Consider the following 15557-nt stretch of genomic DNA (forward strand, 5'->3'; position numbering starts at 1 on the left):
GCTGCACGTTTTTTTCGTCTGGAGCCGATTTTCCCTATTGATTTGCCGAAAAAAACGGTGTATACTATCAATCGTCACGAAAAATGGATGGGTGTCCGAGTGGCCGAAGGAGCACGATTGGAAATCGTGTAGGCGGTGTTGAGCCGTCTCGTGGGTTCAAATCCCACCCCATCCGCCATCACAAGCGAGATTCACGTCTCCCGGAAGCGGGAGGCGTTTTTTGCATGTTCCACGTTGTTCGTGGTCCATGACGTCGGCTGGGGAATGGAGCCGATGGACGATTCCGGAAAGAAAAGGCATGCCCCGCATGGACATGCCTTTTTCTTTATTATTTAATTTTAATGGCGTTCGGAGTCTGCCTGCGGCGAAGGGGCGGCTGCCGCCGTCTGTCGCGGCGTCATTACCGGATAGAGCAGCAGCCCGACCGCGTAGAGAGCCAGTCCGAACAGCAGCGTTTTCATGTCGGCCGTCCCCGTCTTGATTACCCAGAGCGAGAACAGCGCAGCCAGCACGGCCACTACGCCGTCAAAGAGGCGGGCGACCGGCTGCCGTTCATACGTCTCGCCGACAGCCACCAGCTTGAGCTGGAACACGGCGGAAGCCAGGTAGGGCAGGAGGATGGCCAGCGTCGCCACCGTGATGACAAAGTGGTACGCTTCGGCAATCGTTCCGGAAATCGTCGAAAAAATAAACAACTGCGACATGAGGTTCGTAACGGTCAGCGAGCGAACCGGACTTCCGCTGGCGTTTACCTTGGCGAACGAAGCGGGGAACATGCCGGCGCGGGCCGCTTGAAACGGCGGCTCCGACCCGATCAGGAGCCAACCGATGGTGCTGCCGATGAGCGAAACGATGGCCAGCACGGCCATGACCGTCCCGCCGGTGCTGCCGATCACTTGGGACAAGGCGTCCACCAGCGGCTTGTCCGACTCTCGCAGTTGTTCGAGCGGCAGGACCCCCATCGTCAGGAACGTGATGCCCATGTACAGAACGAGCGAAATCAGCAGCCCGGCGATCGTGGCCGACCGCACGTCGCGTTGGGAGCGGGCACGTCCGGAGAGGACGACAGCCGACTCAATCCCGATGAAGGCCCACAGCGTAGCCAGCATCGCCATGTTCACCTGGCTGGGCAGCCCGTGAATCACGCCCTGGTCATCCGTGATCGGGGTGTAGAAATCGCCCATGTTGGCCGCATTGAAGGCAAACAGGCAGACGCCGATAAACAGCACAAATCCCAGCACCTTGGTGGCCGTAGACAGGAAGTTCAGCTTGCCTGCGCCGTTCAGCCCCCGCACCAGCAAGGTGTGGAAGCCCCACAGCAGCGCGGTGCAGACGAGAAACGTCGTGAGCTTTCCTTTTTCCACCTGAAAGGAAAAGAGCGAGAACAGGACGGTTTTGTCCTGCATGATCGGAAAAAACGCGGACAGATACCCGGCAAACGTGGTGATGACGGCGACATTGCCCGCCCAGTTTGCCACCCAGTACCCCCAGACCATGCTGAAACCGGCGATCTTTCCGGCGCGCGGATTATCAAACATGGCGCGGGCGTAGCTCTGCGGGCCGGCGGTCAAATCGGGCCGGCGGACGGACAGGTTGCCAAAGACGAGCGCGATCATCAGCACGCCAAACCCGGTCAGCAGCCAGGCGAGCAGCACAGCCAGCGGACTGGACGCTTGCACCAGCGTATTGGGCAGCATGAAAATGCCGGATCCGACCATGTTTCCCACCACGAATGCGGTCAGCAGCCAGAAGCCCCATTTTTGCGAACTCATTGGAATCCCTCCACATGTCATGAAGTCATACCTTGATGTCAGCCCATCCGTAAAGGCGGGGTTCCGGCCGAATACAACCGGACAAGCGGGGAGGCACGCCGCAGAACAGTGCCGCGCCCGCTTCCACATAAGGTTTTACCATTTTACTTGTTTAATTGTTTAATTGAGTAAAGTAAAATGAACGTTAAAAAGTATAACAGTGTTGAATATATCCGTCAACAGGGAATCGTGAGGGGCAGGGCGGCCGCGTTCGGGGAGTAAATCGCCCGAAGCGAGCAATACTATAGGTATCCAACAATAGGGAAAAGAAAGAGGGATGCCGATGATTTCCGCCAAACAGCGCCAGTTGGTGCAGCATCAGATGCAGCGGGACGAAAGCAGGATCGTCAACATTGTGCTGAGCGACGCCAGACAGGTGGCGGGCGAGATTGAAAAGGCCACCCATCAGGGGGTATACCTGACGGATGGCAGCTACTACCCGTACGCGGAGATTCGGGAGATCAACGGATTGTATTGAGGGCCCGTGACGCGGGTTTTCACAGCGGCAGGGCGGGAAAAAAGTGGCGCAGACCGTCCGGCAGTTCCTTTTGCCACAGCCCCCATACGTGACTGCCCGGCTTTTCGCGGTAAGAGACGGCAGCCTGTTTGTCCGTGAGCGCCTGCCGGGCGGCGCGGTTCCACTCCACGAAATCAAACGTGCCGATATGCGTCTCCACAGCCGTTTCCTCCAGACCGACCACCATCCAGATGTCCAGCCAGGAGAGGGTGGATTCCTGTGCGATCCGATCCAGGGTCGGCTGGAAAAAGGCGCCGGAGAGGGACAGCACGCGTGTAAACAGATCGGGACGATCCAGTGCGATGTGCAGGGAGACCGTCCCCCCCAGCGAGTCGCCCGCCAAGACGCGGGATTTCGGATCGCGGCGCACCGGATAACGCTCCTCGATGTAGGGGAGCAGTTCGTCTGTAAAGAAGCGTTTGTATCCGTCATGGCGCGAACCGACGGGGGAGTATTCACTTGTGCGTTTGCTTCGTTCCACGGAAACGCCGACGATGAGAAACGGCTCCACCCCTTCATCCAGAATCAGTTGGTTGGCGATGGTGGCAATCCGGCCCATGGTAAAAAAATCGTTGCCGTCCTGGCAGTAGACGACCGGATACGAGAGCAGTTCGTTGTATCCGGGCGGAAGGTACACCTTGACGGAACGGGGAGTGTCCACGTGAAGACTGGGCACTTCTTCTTTGACAATGGTACGTTTTACATAGTCGGACATGGCGATCCGCCTCCCAAGTGCAGGAATTTCCCAACTTAGCCTTGAAAAAAACTGATACAGATTTTATAGTAAATGATAACAGCAAGGAAATAAACCCTGTAATATCAATACTATAACACGTTGAACAGATATTTGAACTGAGATATAACAGGGTGTGCGAACGTGTTTGTAAGCACTTTCAGCACAAGTGAAATTTCCTCATTGTTTTTTAGGCAGTTTTTCCTCTCTGCACGAGCGCGGCTCCGGTTCCGCCGCTGCCAGCGAGGGCTGTCTAGTTTTCCACGATACCAGTGACGAGGTGAAAGTGATGAGTGTAAACACTGCTGTTGAACAAACAGGCAACAACACCCCGCTGCAAATCCTTGCTCCGGACGGTACGGTTGTTCGTCCTGACCTGATGCCCAAGCTCTCCGACGATGAACTGCGCGAACTGATGCGCAAAATGGTCTTTACCCGCGTGTGGGACCAGCGCGCCATCAGCCTCAACCGTCAGGGCCGTCTCGGCTTCTACGCTCCGGTGGCCGGTCAGGAAGCGTCCATGATCGGTTCGGAAGCGGCACTGTCCAAAGAAGACTTCATCCTGCCGAGCTACCGCGACATCCCGCAAATGGTGTGGCACGGCTACCCGCTGCACAAGGCGTTCCTGTACTCCCGCGGCCACATTGAAGGCGGCCGCATTCCGGAAGGCGTCAATGTGCTGATGCCGCAGATCATCATCGCGGCCCAATGTACCCAGGCTGCCGGCGTCGCCATGGGCTACAAGCTGCGCGGCGAAAAGCGCGTGGCCATCACCTACTTCGGTGACGGCGCCACCTCCCAGGGCGACTTCTACGAAGGCATGAACTTTGCCGGCGTCTACAAACTGCCGGTGATCTTCTTCTCGCAAAACAACGGCTACGCCATCTCCGTTCCGTTTGAGAAACAAACCGCAGCCGAGAACATCGCGATCAAAGCGAAAGCGGCCGGCATCGCCAGCGCGCGTGTAGACGGCATGGACGTTCTGGCCGTGTACCACGTGGTGCAGGAAGCGAAACAGCGCGGTATCAACGGGGAGGGCGCTACCCTGATCGAGGCGCTCACCTACCGCTACGGTCCGCACACCATGGCCGGCGACGACCCGACCCGTTACCGCACCGGCGAAGAGCAAAACGAATGGGAGCAAAAAGACCCGCTGATCCGCTTCCGCAAGTTCCTGGAAAGCAAAGGGCTGTGGAGCGAAAAAGACGAAGAAGCAGTCATTGAAGAAGCGAAGCAGGCGGTTGCCGACGCCATCAAGAAAGCGGACGAAACGCCGAAGATGAAAGTGAGCGAACTGATCGACGTCATGTTTGAAACACTGCCGCCGGCGCTGGAAGAGCAAAAGGCAGAATATCTGGCGAAGGAGTCGAAGTAAGCCATGGCACAAATGACTATGATTCAAGCCATCACGGATGCATTGCGCTGTGAATTGAAGCGCGACGAAACCGTTCTCGTCTTCGGGGAAGACGTGGGGAAAAACGGTGGGGTCTTCCGCGCGACGGAAGGTCTGCAAGCCGAGTTCGGCGAACATCGCGTGTTTGACACGCCGCTGGCGGAGTCCGGTATCGGCGGTCTGGCCGTGGGTCTGGCCGTCAACGGCTTCCGTCCGGTTGCGGAAATCCAGTTCTTTGGCTTTGTGTTTGAAACCTTTGACGCGATCGCGTCCCAGGCTTCCCGGATGCGCTACCGTTCCGGCGGCCGCTACCACAGCCCGGTGACGTTCCGCTCCCCGTTTGGCGGCGGCGTGAAAACTCCGGAGCTGCACGCTGACTCGCTGGAAGGCCTGATTCTGCAGACGCCCGGCGTGAAAGTGGTCATCCCGTCCAACCCGTACGATGCAAAAGGGCTTTTGATCTCCGCGATCCGCGACAACGACCCGGTCGTGTTCCTGGAGCACATGAAACTGTACCGCTCCTTCCGTCAGGAGGTGCCGGAGGGCGAGTACACCATCCCGCTGGGCAAGGCCAACGTGGTGAAGGAAGGCAGCGACGTTACCATCATCACCTATGGCGCCATGGTTCATACCAGCCTGAAAGCGGCGGAAGAGATCGAGAAGGCGCGCGGCGCGAAAGTGGAAGTGATCGACCTGCGGACCATCAATCCGATCGACATCGACACCATTGTGGAATCCGTGAAGAAGACCAACCGTGCCATCGTCGTGCAGGAAGCGCAAAAAACCTCCGGCGTGGCTGCCGAAATCATCGCTCAAATCAACGAACGCGCCATCCTGCACCTGGAAGCGCCGGTGCTTCGCGTCACCGCACCGGATACGGTGTACCCGTTCGCGCAGGCGGAAGACATCTGGCTGCCTGATGTAAAACGCGTCGTGGACGGCCTGACGCAAGTCCTCGACTTTTAACGGTTGAACTGCACATGCGGCGGAAAGATCAGCTTTCCGCCTTCTTTAGGCACATCTGTGCGCCATTACGTCGGAGCGTTTAATAAGGAGGAGATAACGTGAGTCGTTTTACATTCAGACTCCCGGAGCTTGGCGAGGGCATCCATGAAGGCGAAATCGTCAAATGGCACGTGAAGCCGGGGGATACGGTAGAAGAAGACCAAGTGATCATGGAAGTGCAAAATGACAAGGCGGTCGTGGAAGTGCCGTCTCCGGTCAAAGGGAAAGTGCTGGAACTGAAAGTGACCGAGGGCACCGTTTCCGTCGTCGGCGATCCGCTGATCGAATTTGAGGTGGAAGGCGAACTGCCCAACCTGCCGGATCACGGTCATGGAGAAGCTCCGGCTGCGGCCGAGCCGGCAAAAGAAGACAAGATGGAACCGGGCTGCGACATCGGCTCCCAAGTGAGCGCCAACGCCAACCAGCCGCTGGACACGCCGCTGGCGCAGGCGACGGCAACGGCGGCACCTGTAGACCGCAAGCACGTGCTGGCGACCCCGTCCGTGCGCAAATACGCGCGTGAAAAAGGCGTTCAGCTCGCGCTGGTGCCGGGTACCGGCAAATTGGGCCGCATCACGCGCGAAGACGTAGACCGCTTCCTCGCAGGCGGCGCGGCAGCACCGGCACAAGCTCAAGCTGCCCAAGCACAGGCCGAAGCGGCTGCACCTGCAGCGCAAGCGCCGACCGGCGTACAGCAGGCGGCTGCGGCACCGACCGTACACTACACCGCACAAGCGGGCGAAGTGGAGGAGCGCGTTCCGCTCAAAGGCATCCGTAAAGCCATTGCCAAAGCGATGGTCAAATCGGCGTACACGGCTCCGCACGTTACCATTTTCGACGAAGTGGACGTCACCGACCTGGTGGCAATGCGCAAGGAAGCAAAACCGCTGGCGGAAGAGCGCGGCGTAAAGCTGACCTATCTGCCGTTCATCGTCAAGTCGGTCGTGGCCGGACTGAAAAAGTTCCCGGAACTGAACGCCTCCATCGACGACGAAAAACAAGAGATCGTCTACAAAAAGTACTATAACATCGGCATTGCCACTTCCACCGATGACGGTCTGGTGGTGCCGGTTGTCAAAGCGGCAGACCGCAAATCCATCTTTGAAATCGCCGGCGAGATCGGCGAACTGGCGAAGAAGGCGCGCGAACGCAAGGCGACGGCAGACGAGCTGAAAGGCTCCACCTTCAGCATCACCAACATCGGTTCTGCGGGCGGCATGTTCTTCACGCCGATCATCAACTACCCGGAAGTCGCCATTCTCGGCGTAGGCCGCATCAGCGAAAAACCGGTAGTGAAAAACGGCGAAATCGTGGTCGGCCAAGTGCTGTCCCTGTCGCTCAGCTTTGACCACCGCCTGATTGACGGCGAACCGGCGCAGCGTTTCGTCAACTACGTGAAGCAGCTCCTGGAAAACCCGACGCTGCTCGTCATGGAGGGATAAGAACGATGGTAGTAGGTGAATTTACCACAGAAGTGGACGTTCTCGTCATCGGCGCCGGTCCCGGCGGCTATGTGGCGGCCATTCGCGCCGCCCAACTGGGCAAATCCGTCGCCGTGGTGGAGAAAGCCGACCTGGGCGGCGTGTGCCTCAACGTCGGCTGCATTCCGTCCAAAGCGATGATTCACGCGGCTCACACGTATGAGCAGGCCCAGCACACGGCGAACATGGGCATCACCATGGAAAACGTGAAAGTGGACTTCGCCAAAGTCCAAGAGTGGAAAAACGGCATCGTCAAGCAGTTGACCGGCGGCGTCGCCTCGCTGTTCAAGGGCAACAAGATTCAGGTAATCCCCGGCGAAGCGCTGTTTGTCAGCGAAAACGAAGTGCGGGTCTTCCACGGCTACGACGTGAACCGCTACCGCTTTAACCACTGCATCATCGCCACGGGTTCCCGTCCGATCGAACTGCCGGCGTTCCCGTTTGGCAAGCGCGTGCTCTCCTCGACGGAAGCCCTGTCCCTGACGGAAATTCCGAAGAGCCTGGTCGTGATCGGCGGCGGCTACATCGGCATCGAGCTGGGAACCGTCTTTGCCAAATTCGGCACCAAGGTAACCATTTTGGAAGGCTCTGACCAGATCCTGCCGGGATTCGAGCCGGAGATGACCCGCCTGGTGGAACGCAAGCTGAAAAAGCTGGGCGTGGACATCAACGTCAAGGCGCTCGCCCAAGGCATGGAGGAAAAAGAAGACGGCGTGATCGTCACGGCGGAAGTAAAAGGGGAGCAGAAGCAGTTTGAAGCGGAGTACGTGCTGGTAACCGTCGGCCGCCGTCCCAATACGGACGAACTGGGCGTGCGCGACATCGGCATGAACCTGACCGACCGCGGCTACATCGTGGTGGACAAACAGGGCCGCACCAACATCCCCAACGTCTACGCGATCGGGGACATCGTCGCCGGCCCGGCTCTGGCCCACAAGGCTTCCTACGAAGGCAAAGTGGCTGCGGAAGCGATTGCCGGCCGGCCGTCTGAAGTGGACTACAAGGCCATCCCCGCTGTCGTCTTCTCCGATCCGGAGATCGCCAGCGTCGGGATCAGCGAAAGAGAAGCCAAGGAACAGGGCATTGACTACGTGGCGGGCCGCTTCCCGTTTGCCGCGAACGGCCGCGCGCTGTCTGTCAATGCCGGTGAAGGCTTCGTGAAACTGATCGCCGAAAAAGGCACCAATCTGGTGCTGGGCGCCCAGATTGTCGGACCGGAAGCGTCCAACATCATCGCCGAAATCGGCCTCGCCATCGAGATGGGAGCGACGCTGGAAGACATCGAGCTCACCATTCACGCTCACCCGACCCTGGGCGAAGTGACGATGGAAGCTGCGGAACTGGCCCTGGGCCATCCGATTCACGTGCTGAACAAGTAAACGTACGAAAGCGAAAGCCCTGCATCTCCAACGGATGCAGGGCTTCCTTTTTTTGGCGCGACCGCTCCCGCGGACATTCTCCTCTTTCCACGCATTATCAAATAATGTAAAATAGTGGTTGATCGAGTCGGGTGGGGGTCTGGCAGCATGAACATTACGCAGAAGATGATTGATGATCTGCGGCAGCAACTGGAACGCGCAGCCAAGGATGCCGGTTACAATTTTAACGACCCTGAGATTGTAAAGATGAGTCAACAACTGGATCGGTTAATCGTTGCGCACATGCTGCAATACGCAAAACGCCCTTAACAGGGCGTTTTGCATTGTTCGAAATGATAGAGCAGGTGAGCGCAGGCCCCTTTTTTGGCGAGGGACGCAGCGCCGGTGTAAAAATGGCTGGGGTAGAGGACCAACTGCTGAACGTGTTGAGCGTCGGGAGCGCCGTTTTCCCAGACGAGCTGCTCCTGCTCGGCATCGTAGCGGAAGCGGGGAGCGATCGTCCGCAAATAGGACGTGATCTCATCCAGCGAGCGCAGCGACAGATGGATCCGTTCCGCCTCCCGTACAAACCGGGGCGCCAACGCCTCCCACTGCGAGGCGAAAAAAAGCTGCCAGTACGTGGAGATAAACAGGTTGAAGCGCCCTTTGACAAACGCGGGGTCCTCCTGTAGGTCGGCCGCGAGCGGAACATCCTCACCGGTTTTCTCCCACGCGTCCAGCATCGGCCGCAGGCTGTTCGCAAACGCTTCCTCGGACAGCGTGAAGAAGTAGTCGTATTGATCGTCAACGGCCATCACGCCTCTGGTTTGCAGCGGATCGAACGCGTCGGGGATGGCGAGGGTAAACATCGGACGAAAGTATTCCCAGTCTGATTGGATCCGGGCGGCACGAAAGCCGGCCAGTATGTCTGCGGCCCAGTCGGCCAGACGCGGGTCGGGCGTTTCCTGAGCCAGTGCGTGGAGGCTTGCCGCCAACTCGTACAAGGGAGAAACACTGTAGCTGATTTTGTGCGGAAGAGGGCTGTGGCCCGAAAGCGGAATGAGAATCATGATTGGTTGACCTCCATCAAGGATACTGTAATCATCATAGTTCATCCTTGTGGGACAATTCAATCATTTGGTTGTAAAAAACAGGAAGGCGCAGCGGATCAGCCTTCCCTCGTTTTGACCTGGCGCGAGTGATTCGCCTGCTTTACCTGTTTGGAGCCGGGCAGCGGCTCGCCGGTCTGTTCCATGGGTTCGTAGGTGTTGTTGTACGTTTGGTGGGGATTTTCGTCGCGCACGCGATCCTTTTCCATGGTATCATCTCCTTCTTGTATAGCATGCCGGAAACGAAGGATGACGAACCATAGGAATTGCTGGTATTCTAAAAGGAAGCATGTCGGAGACAGCAAATGAATGACATAATAAGTATTATGTAATCTTTGGGTCGGAGCCGGACTGCCCGTCAGCCGGACGCACCTGTCCAGAGCCGGAAAGGAGACATGCCCATGCCGTATCTGATTGCGCCGGTCTTTAACTCGACGACGTCCAGACCGGTGCGCATTGATCTGCCCCAGTCGTTTGTGCTGTTGTCGGGAGAGGAAAAACTGTACAAGCTGGCCTCCCGTTTTCTTAAAAATCAAATGGACGAGAGCCGTTTGCTGTTTGACCGCAAAGTAGGGGTGGACAGCCTGTTTTTGTTCGCCGAGTACCCCGATTTGAAAGTAAGACAGGATCAGGCCTGGATCGAAGAAATCGAGCAAAAGCTGAACCTGGCGACGCTGGACGGCATCTGCTCCATCCCGTACGTCATCACGGCCCAGCCGCCGGTGTTCGGGATCACCTATCTGAAGCGTTCCATTGACGGCAAGAAGTTTCGCTTTGACGAGCGGACCGAGGAAATCTTTCTGTCCCTCATCTGGGACAAGCCGGCCCTGCCTCAGCTCGCCGTTCGCCGCTACGCCCTCTCCCTGGAGAAAAAGAGTCTGGAGGACCAACTGCTGGACTTGTGGATTGCGCTGGAGTCGCTGTTTGTGCCCGACGGCAAAAAGGGAGAGATCACGTACAAGCTGCGGCTGCGCATGGCCTATTACTTCGGGGAAACGTTTGCCGAACGGGAGCGGGTGGCCCAGTTTGTGAAACGGTCCTACAACCATCGCTCGGAGATCGTCCACAGCGGCAAGGTGCTGGGCAAAGCGCTGGAAGACGATGTGAACCGCCTGCGTCAAATGGCGCGCGCGGTTATTCTGAACACGGCGATGGAGGGCATCACGCTGCAGGATCTGCGCCTGCGGCTGGACGAGCTGATCATGGCCGGAGAGAGTTACGCCAGCCGGTACAAGCCCGCCTTTTTTGAACAGGTACGAATGGAGTCGACAAACAGGAGGAAATCATGAGCGTTTTAATCGTAGAAAATGTGAGCCACGGCTTCGCCGAACGCACGCTGTTTCGCGACGTGTCGTTTCGGCTGCAGCCGGGAGAACGGGTGGGCCTGGTAGGCGCGAACGGAACGGGGAAGTCCACGATGATGGCCCTGCTGACCGGCCAATTGATTCCGGACGCCGGACGGATCGAGTGGATGCCTAAGGTCCGCTACGGGTACCTCGACCAGCATACCAAGCTGACACCGGGCAAGACCATTCGGGACGTGCTCAAGGAAGCCTTTTTGCCGCTGCTGCAGGAAGAGGCGGAACTGGTGGCGATCGGGGAGCGGATGGCGGAGGCTTCACCGGAGGAGCTGGAAGAGCTGCTGGAGCGCATGGGCGAGATTCAGGATCGGCTGGAGTCGAGCGGATTTTACCTGATTGACGCCAAAGTGGAGGAAATCGCCAACGCCCTGGGTTTGTCCGCGATTGGTCTGGATCGGGACGTCGCCGCTCTGTCCGGCGGTCAGCGGACCAAGGTGCTCCTGGCGAAGCTGCTCCTGGAACAGCCGACCGTGCTGCTTCTGGACGAGCCGACCAACTATCTGGACGATGAGCACATCACCTGGCTGAAAGGCTACCTGAAAGCGTATCCCTACGCGTTTATCCTGATCTCGCACGACACCGGGTTCATGAACGACGTCGTCAACGTGATTTACCACCTGGAGTTTGCGAAGCTCACCCGCTACACGGGCAACTACGAGTCGTTCCTCGCCCAGGCGGAGATGAAGCGCAGCCAGCACCTGGACGCCTACGAGAAGCAGCAGGAAGAAATTGCGAGGATGGAGGACTTCATCGCTCGCAACAAGGCGCGCGCCTCCACCTCCGGTCGGGCGAAGAGCAGGCAGAAGCAGTTGGACAGGATCGAGCGCATCGAGAAGCCGGAGACGGCGGCCAAGCCGACGTTTGTTTTCAAGGAAGCGCGGGCGAGCAGCCGCTTCGTCTTCACGGCGGAAGAACTGGAGATCGGCTACACCCGTCCGCTGCTGCCCAAGCTGACGGTCGCCCTGGAACGAGGGGAAAAGGTGGCGGTCGTCGGCATGAACGGGGTGGGGAAATCCACCCTGCTGAAAACGGTGCTCGGCCTGATCCCGCCGCTCGGGGGCAAACTGGAGCAGGGTGACTTCCTGCAGCCGGCCTACTTCGAGCAGGAAGTAAAGCCGAAGCCGGTCACCGCCTTGGACGAGGTGTGGAACGAGTTCCCTCATCTCAACAACCATGAAGTGCGGGGTGCTCTGGCCCGCTGCGGTTTGAAAAACGAGCACATCAACCGCCCCATGACGGCTCTCTCCGGGGGCGAACAGGCCAAGGTGCGGCTCTGCAAGCTGCTCCAGCGGGAAAGCAACTGGCTGGTCTTTGACGAGCCGACCAACCACCTCGACGTGGCGGCCAAGGACGAACTGAAACGCGCCTTGCAGGCCTTCAAGGGAACCGTGCTGCTGGTCTGCCACGAACCGGACTTTTACGAAGACTGGGTGACCCAGGTGTGGAACGTGGAAGAGTGGAGCCAGACGCAGGCCAGGACCGCGATCAAACGGTAAGAAAGGCAAACAAACAGGCAGCCCTACGCTTTGGTGAGCGGGCTGCCTGTTTTTGATTGCGCGAGGCATTCGGAGCCTACCGGGATGCATGCCGCATCCGGATCATCGAAAAGTGAAGCGAGGAGGCGAGCAGCGCATCGTGCAGCGGCCAAAGCGAGGGCATCAGTCTGAGCTCCACGTCTTCTGCGGTCAGGCGCTCGATCAGGTCGCCCATCGGCTCCACCTTCAGCGGTTCAATCGATTCGTGGGCGATGTAGTAGCCGGCTCCCCGTTCCCAACAAGTGAACGGCTCAGGCGGCAGGTGGTAGACGTAGAGCTTGGCCTGCCTGATCCGTCCGTACCAGCCGTTCTCGGTGGCGATCACCATTCGGGCCGTGGTGTGTCCGAGAAAACGGTCCGCGTCTTCGGACGTGGTCTCGGGGAGCCGGTAGAACGCAATGCGCGGACAGTCGCGCGGGAAGAAGTACATCGGCGCCCGCTCCCGGTCGATGGCCCAGACCGCCGGCGGCAGGGCGGGATGCGACGGATGGGGGCGGGGGTCAAACCGGGCAATGGTCGGATCCTCGCTGAAATGGTACAGCATGTTTCCCCTCCTTGGCGATATTCGTTAGTAGACGGCCCATGCATTGGGCAAATAGCGGCCGCGTTCGTACGGGCAGGAAGTCCTGGTGATGGCTTCCCCGTTGTACAGCATCATCGAACTGGAACCGCCGTCCATCGCCATCGCGTTGACGACGCCCCGAGATGCCAGGATTTCCGCCACGTCGTTCATGCTGGCGCCGATGGAGTGGCCGGGCTGCCGTCCGTCGATGACCAGGAACACGATGGTGCCGTCCGCTTTTTGACCGACGGCGGTGCGCGGTTGAATCCCCCAGCTTTTGGCGGGCTTGTCCGCAAACAGGTTTTTGCCGTTGACGATGAGCTGCGGCCGGAAACTCATCGCGTCCCGAACGCCCATGTTCACCAACTCCTGGGCGGAGTAATTGCCGGTCACCAGCCTGCCGTCATAGGTGATGCCTAGGGCCGTTTCCCCGCTCTTCGGGTTGTATCCCTGCAGGATCCTGCCGTCCTTGATCACCACGCCGTACGCTTTGGTTCCCCTGCCGTAGCCGTCCGGGTCGGAAAACCCGCTGGCGTTGACGATCCCAATGGCGTTGTACTTCTTGGCGAACTCGTCGAGGAGATCGCCCCGGTCCTTGCGCGTGGTGACGACCAGATGGACGCGGTTGGGATGGCTGATGTACATCAGTTTGCCTTTGAAGTAATAACTGCCGCGCGTTTCGTCGATCTCCTCGATCTCGATCAGGTCCCTCGGCTTTTCCGGCGCGGGGACGTCGACCGGCCGGGCGTCCGGCTGCTTCGCCGTGTCCGCTTCCGAGTTGATGACGACGGGATTGCGAATCTGTCTTTTCAGCTCTTCCAGTTTGTCGTCGGGCAAAAACGTGTACGGCGCCCAGTAGTCGTGCTGCGTCGTCAGCAGCGTACCGGCTGCCCATTCCCGCAGCTCTTCGCCCGTCTCCGTGCCGAAGAGAAAGAGGAAGCCGCCCAGGGCAAGGGTGGCAAACGTGAACCCGCAGGCAGCCGCCAACCGCCTGAACCAGCTCCACCGTCGGCTGCGCCGCTGCCTTCGTTTCTGCGTCAAGGTACGTGACAAGGTGGTCATAAGTGCTCTTCCCCACATCCATGTTTATATTTGTCGTATAAGTTTGACGATTGGACGGGAAAAAAGTTTCAGGGGACAGCGGGAACGTTCGCGGACAGACTATCTGCAGGAGGTGAGCCGCATGCGCGGATATGACAAGGAATTTCAAAAACAGGTGGAAGCGTACATGGATCATCCGCCCGGGACGCACAACCAGCACAGCGAGAAAGACCGGCACGACAAAATGGAAAAACGGGAAACCCGGCTCGATTCCAACAACCGCTGACGGCAGGCGGCGGCTTCCTGCCGGACGGATCAGATGGATGTACCGCTTGTTCGGGACCCGCGCGTTGAGGCATTCCTTTTGGCGGTTTCACTTGGCAGCCATTTGTGGTAAGCTTACCCATGATCATTTCTTGCCAGGAGGATTGTTGTGAGTACCACGTTTGCTGATTTCAAGCTGAGCGCACCGCTGTTGGAGGCGCTTGAAGAACGGAATATGAAGCGGCCCACGCCCGTGCAGCAGGATGCGATCCCCGTCGTCCAAAGCGGCCGAAACGCCCTGGTGGAATCGCCGACGGGAACGGGGAAAACGCTGGCCTACCTGCTGCCGCTGATCGACCGGGTGGAAGCGGACAGCAAGGAGCTGCAGGTGCTGGTTCTGGCTCCGACTCACGAATTGGTGATGCAGATTGCCAGAGAGGCGGAGCCGCTGCTCGCGAAAAAAGGGGCAGCCGTGGTGCCGATTATCGGCGGCGTCGACGTGAAGCGGCAGGTGGAGCGGCTGAAAAAGCGGCCGGCGCTGATTGCCGCCACACCGGGACGTCTGCTGGAGCTGATCGAGCAGCGGAAAGTAAAGGTGCACACCGTAAAGGCGGCGGTGGTGGACGAAGCCGACCGCCTTCTGGACGAAGGCTTTTTGCGGCCGGTTCAGGAAGTGTTGAAACGGACGTTGCGGGACACGCAGCGGCTGTTTTTCTCCGCGACCTTGCCGGAAAGCGTGGTGCAGCTTGCCTCGGCGCTGGCTGCTGATCCGGTCGTGATCCGATCGGCGGCGCCGGAGAACGCGGCAGGTGTGGCGCACATGTACCTGGTCAGCGATCCCCGCAAAAAGGCGGACACGCTGCGCCGGCTGCTGCGTCTCGTCAACACCCGCGCGTCGATCGTGTTTGTCAATCAGATCGACAAGGTGGAGGAGATCACCGCCAAGCTCGCGTATCATCACCTGCCGTGCCGTTTGCTGCACCGCGACGCCAGCAAGGAAGAGCGGGCCCACACCCTGCAGCAGTTCCGCGACGGTGCTTTTCCCGTCCTGATCACCACGGACGTGGCCGCTCGCGGCCTTGATATCCCGGGCGTGGAATGCATCGTTCATTACGATCCCGCTCCCGACGTCGATACCTACATCCATCGAAGCGGCCGCACCGGCCGGATGGGCCGGGCGGGTCTGGTCTTTTCCATTGTCACGCCGCAGGAATTGTTTATCGTCCGCAAGTTTGCCAAGCAGACCGGTTTGTCCATCGCGGAAAAAGCGATGTCGTACGGCGCGCTGGTCGATCCCGCCGATCTGCGCCGGCCGAAGAACGGCGGCCGCGTACATAAGAAAGGACGCTTTGGAACAAAGTAGGAGAAGAATCACCCTACTGATGTC

At 58.9% G+C, this 15557-nt stretch carries 16 protein-coding genes and 1 tRNA gene; 11 read left to right on the forward strand and 6 right to left on the reverse strand.

The features are described 5' to 3' along the window. The first annotated feature begins 85 nt into the window (after positions 1-85). Positions 86-178 (forward strand) — tRNA-Ser (locus M516_RS0110380). A gap of 160 nt (positions 179-338) precedes the next feature. On the opposite strand, the gene M516_RS23260 is transcribed toward M516_RS0110380, so the two are convergent. Further along, positions 339-1772, reverse strand: a complete 1434-nt coding sequence (locus tag M516_RS23260; RefSeq protein WP_051188182.1) for an amino acid permease — start codon at positions 1770-1772, stop codon at positions 339-341. Positions 1773-2094: 322 nt separating this feature from the next. Here M516_RS23260 and M516_RS0110390 point away from each other — a divergent pair, with 322 nt between their 5' ends. After that, complete coding sequence (locus M516_RS0110390; RefSeq protein ID WP_029099069.1) at positions 2095-2289, forward strand: hypothetical protein; 195 nt, start codon at positions 2095-2097, stop codon at positions 2287-2289. Between the two features lie 19 nt (positions 2290-2308). Here the strand turns inward: M516_RS0110390 and M516_RS0110395 are convergent, their stop codons facing one another. Next, the gene (locus M516_RS0110395; RefSeq protein WP_029099070.1) at positions 2309-3043 is read right to left on the reverse strand and encodes an alpha/beta hydrolase; all 735 of its coding nucleotides are present in this window, start codon (positions 3041-3043) and stop codon (positions 2309-2311) included. Between the two features lie 307 nt (positions 3044-3350). Between M516_RS0110395 and pdhA the strand changes: the two genes are divergently transcribed. From pdhA to M516_RS0110420, 5 genes are all read left to right on the forward strand, one after another. Next, entirely contained in the window at positions 3351-4436 is a 1086-nt protein-coding gene (gene pdhA / locus M516_RS0110400) for a pyruvate dehydrogenase (acetyl-transferring) E1 component subunit alpha (protein WP_029099071.1), read from the forward strand. 3 nt (positions 4437-4439) lie between these two features. Further along, positions 4440-5420: an alpha-ketoacid dehydrogenase subunit beta gene (locus M516_RS0110405; RefSeq protein ID WP_029099072.1), complete on the forward strand. Its 981-nt coding sequence runs from the start codon at positions 4440-4442 to the stop codon at positions 5418-5420. 98 nt (positions 5421-5518) lie between these two features. Then, positions 5519-6901 (forward strand): dihydrolipoamide acetyltransferase family protein, encoded by a 1383-nt coding sequence (locus M516_RS0110410; protein ID WP_029099073.1) that lies wholly within the window; start codon positions 5519-5521, stop codon positions 6899-6901. Positions 6902-6906: 5 nt separating this feature from the next. Beyond that, positions 6907-8319 (forward strand): dihydrolipoyl dehydrogenase, encoded by a 1413-nt coding sequence (lpdA, locus tag M516_RS0110415; protein ID WP_029099074.1) that lies wholly within the window; start codon positions 6907-6909, stop codon positions 8317-8319. A 147-nt stretch (positions 8320-8466) separates the two neighbouring features. Next, positions 8467-8628, forward strand: a complete 162-nt coding sequence (locus M516_RS0110420) for an aspartyl-phosphate phosphatase Spo0E family protein (protein ID WP_029099075.1) — start codon at positions 8467-8469, stop codon at positions 8626-8628. On the opposite strand, the gene M516_RS0110425 is transcribed toward M516_RS0110420, so the two are convergent. Both M516_RS0110425 and M516_RS0110430 read right to left on the reverse strand, forming a co-directional pair. Beyond that, the gene (locus M516_RS0110425; protein WP_029099076.1) at positions 8625-9368 is read right to left on the reverse strand and encodes a DUF5937 family protein; all 744 of its coding nucleotides are present in this window, start codon (positions 9366-9368) and stop codon (positions 8625-8627) included. The two genes, M516_RS0110420 and M516_RS0110425, sit on opposite strands and share 4 nt — an antisense overlap. A 98-nt stretch (positions 9369-9466) precedes the next feature. Then, positions 9467-9616 carry a small acid-soluble spore protein P gene (locus M516_RS0110430; protein ID WP_029099077.1) on the reverse strand — a complete coding sequence of 50 codons (150 nt, stop codon included), beginning with the start codon at positions 9614-9616 and terminating at the stop codon, positions 9467-9469. Between the two features lie 192 nt (positions 9617-9808). Between M516_RS0110430 and M516_RS0110435 the strand changes: the two genes are divergently transcribed. Together M516_RS0110435 and M516_RS0110440 are read left to right on the forward strand one after the other, a co-directional pair. Then, entirely contained in the window at positions 9809-10696 is an 888-nt protein-coding gene (locus M516_RS0110435; RefSeq protein WP_029099078.1) for a HEPN domain-containing protein, read from the forward strand. Beyond that, on the forward strand, positions 10693-12264 hold the full coding sequence (locus M516_RS0110440; RefSeq protein WP_029099079.1) for an ABC-F family ATP-binding cassette domain-containing protein: 1572 nt from the start codon (positions 10693-10695) through the stop codon (positions 12262-12264). The genes M516_RS0110435 and M516_RS0110440 overlap by 4 nt, the downstream gene beginning before the upstream one ends. A gap of 76 nt (positions 12265-12340) precedes the next feature. Here M516_RS0110440 and M516_RS0110445 read toward each other — a convergent pair whose 3' ends face one another. Beyond that, positions 12341-12847 (reverse strand): DUF6886 family protein, encoded by a 507-nt coding sequence (locus M516_RS0110445; RefSeq protein WP_029099080.1) that lies wholly within the window; start codon positions 12845-12847, stop codon positions 12341-12343. 24 nt (positions 12848-12871) lie between these two features. After that, positions 12872-13927, reverse strand: a complete 1056-nt coding sequence (locus tag M516_RS0110450) for a phosphodiester glycosidase family protein (RefSeq protein WP_029099081.1) — start codon at positions 13925-13927, stop codon at positions 12872-12874. Between the two features lie 121 nt (positions 13928-14048). Between M516_RS0110450 and M516_RS25540 the strand changes: the two genes are divergently transcribed. Together M516_RS25540 and M516_RS23265 are read left to right on the forward strand one after the other, a co-directional pair. Beyond that, the gene (locus M516_RS25540; protein WP_162836725.1) at positions 14049-14192 is read left to right on the forward strand and encodes a hypothetical protein; all 144 of its coding nucleotides are present in this window, start codon (positions 14049-14051) and stop codon (positions 14190-14192) included. A gap of 147 nt (positions 14193-14339) precedes the next feature. Beyond that, positions 14340-15533, forward strand: a complete 1194-nt coding sequence (locus tag M516_RS23265; RefSeq protein ID WP_035289429.1) for a DEAD/DEAH box helicase — start codon at positions 14340-14342, stop codon at positions 15531-15533. Positions 15534-15557: the final 24 nt, after the last annotated feature.

Source organism: Brevibacillus thermoruber 423 (genome assembly GCF_000454065.1).
Taxonomy (GTDB): domain Bacteria; phylum Bacillota; class Bacilli; order Brevibacillales; family Brevibacillaceae; genus Brevibacillus; species Brevibacillus thermoruber.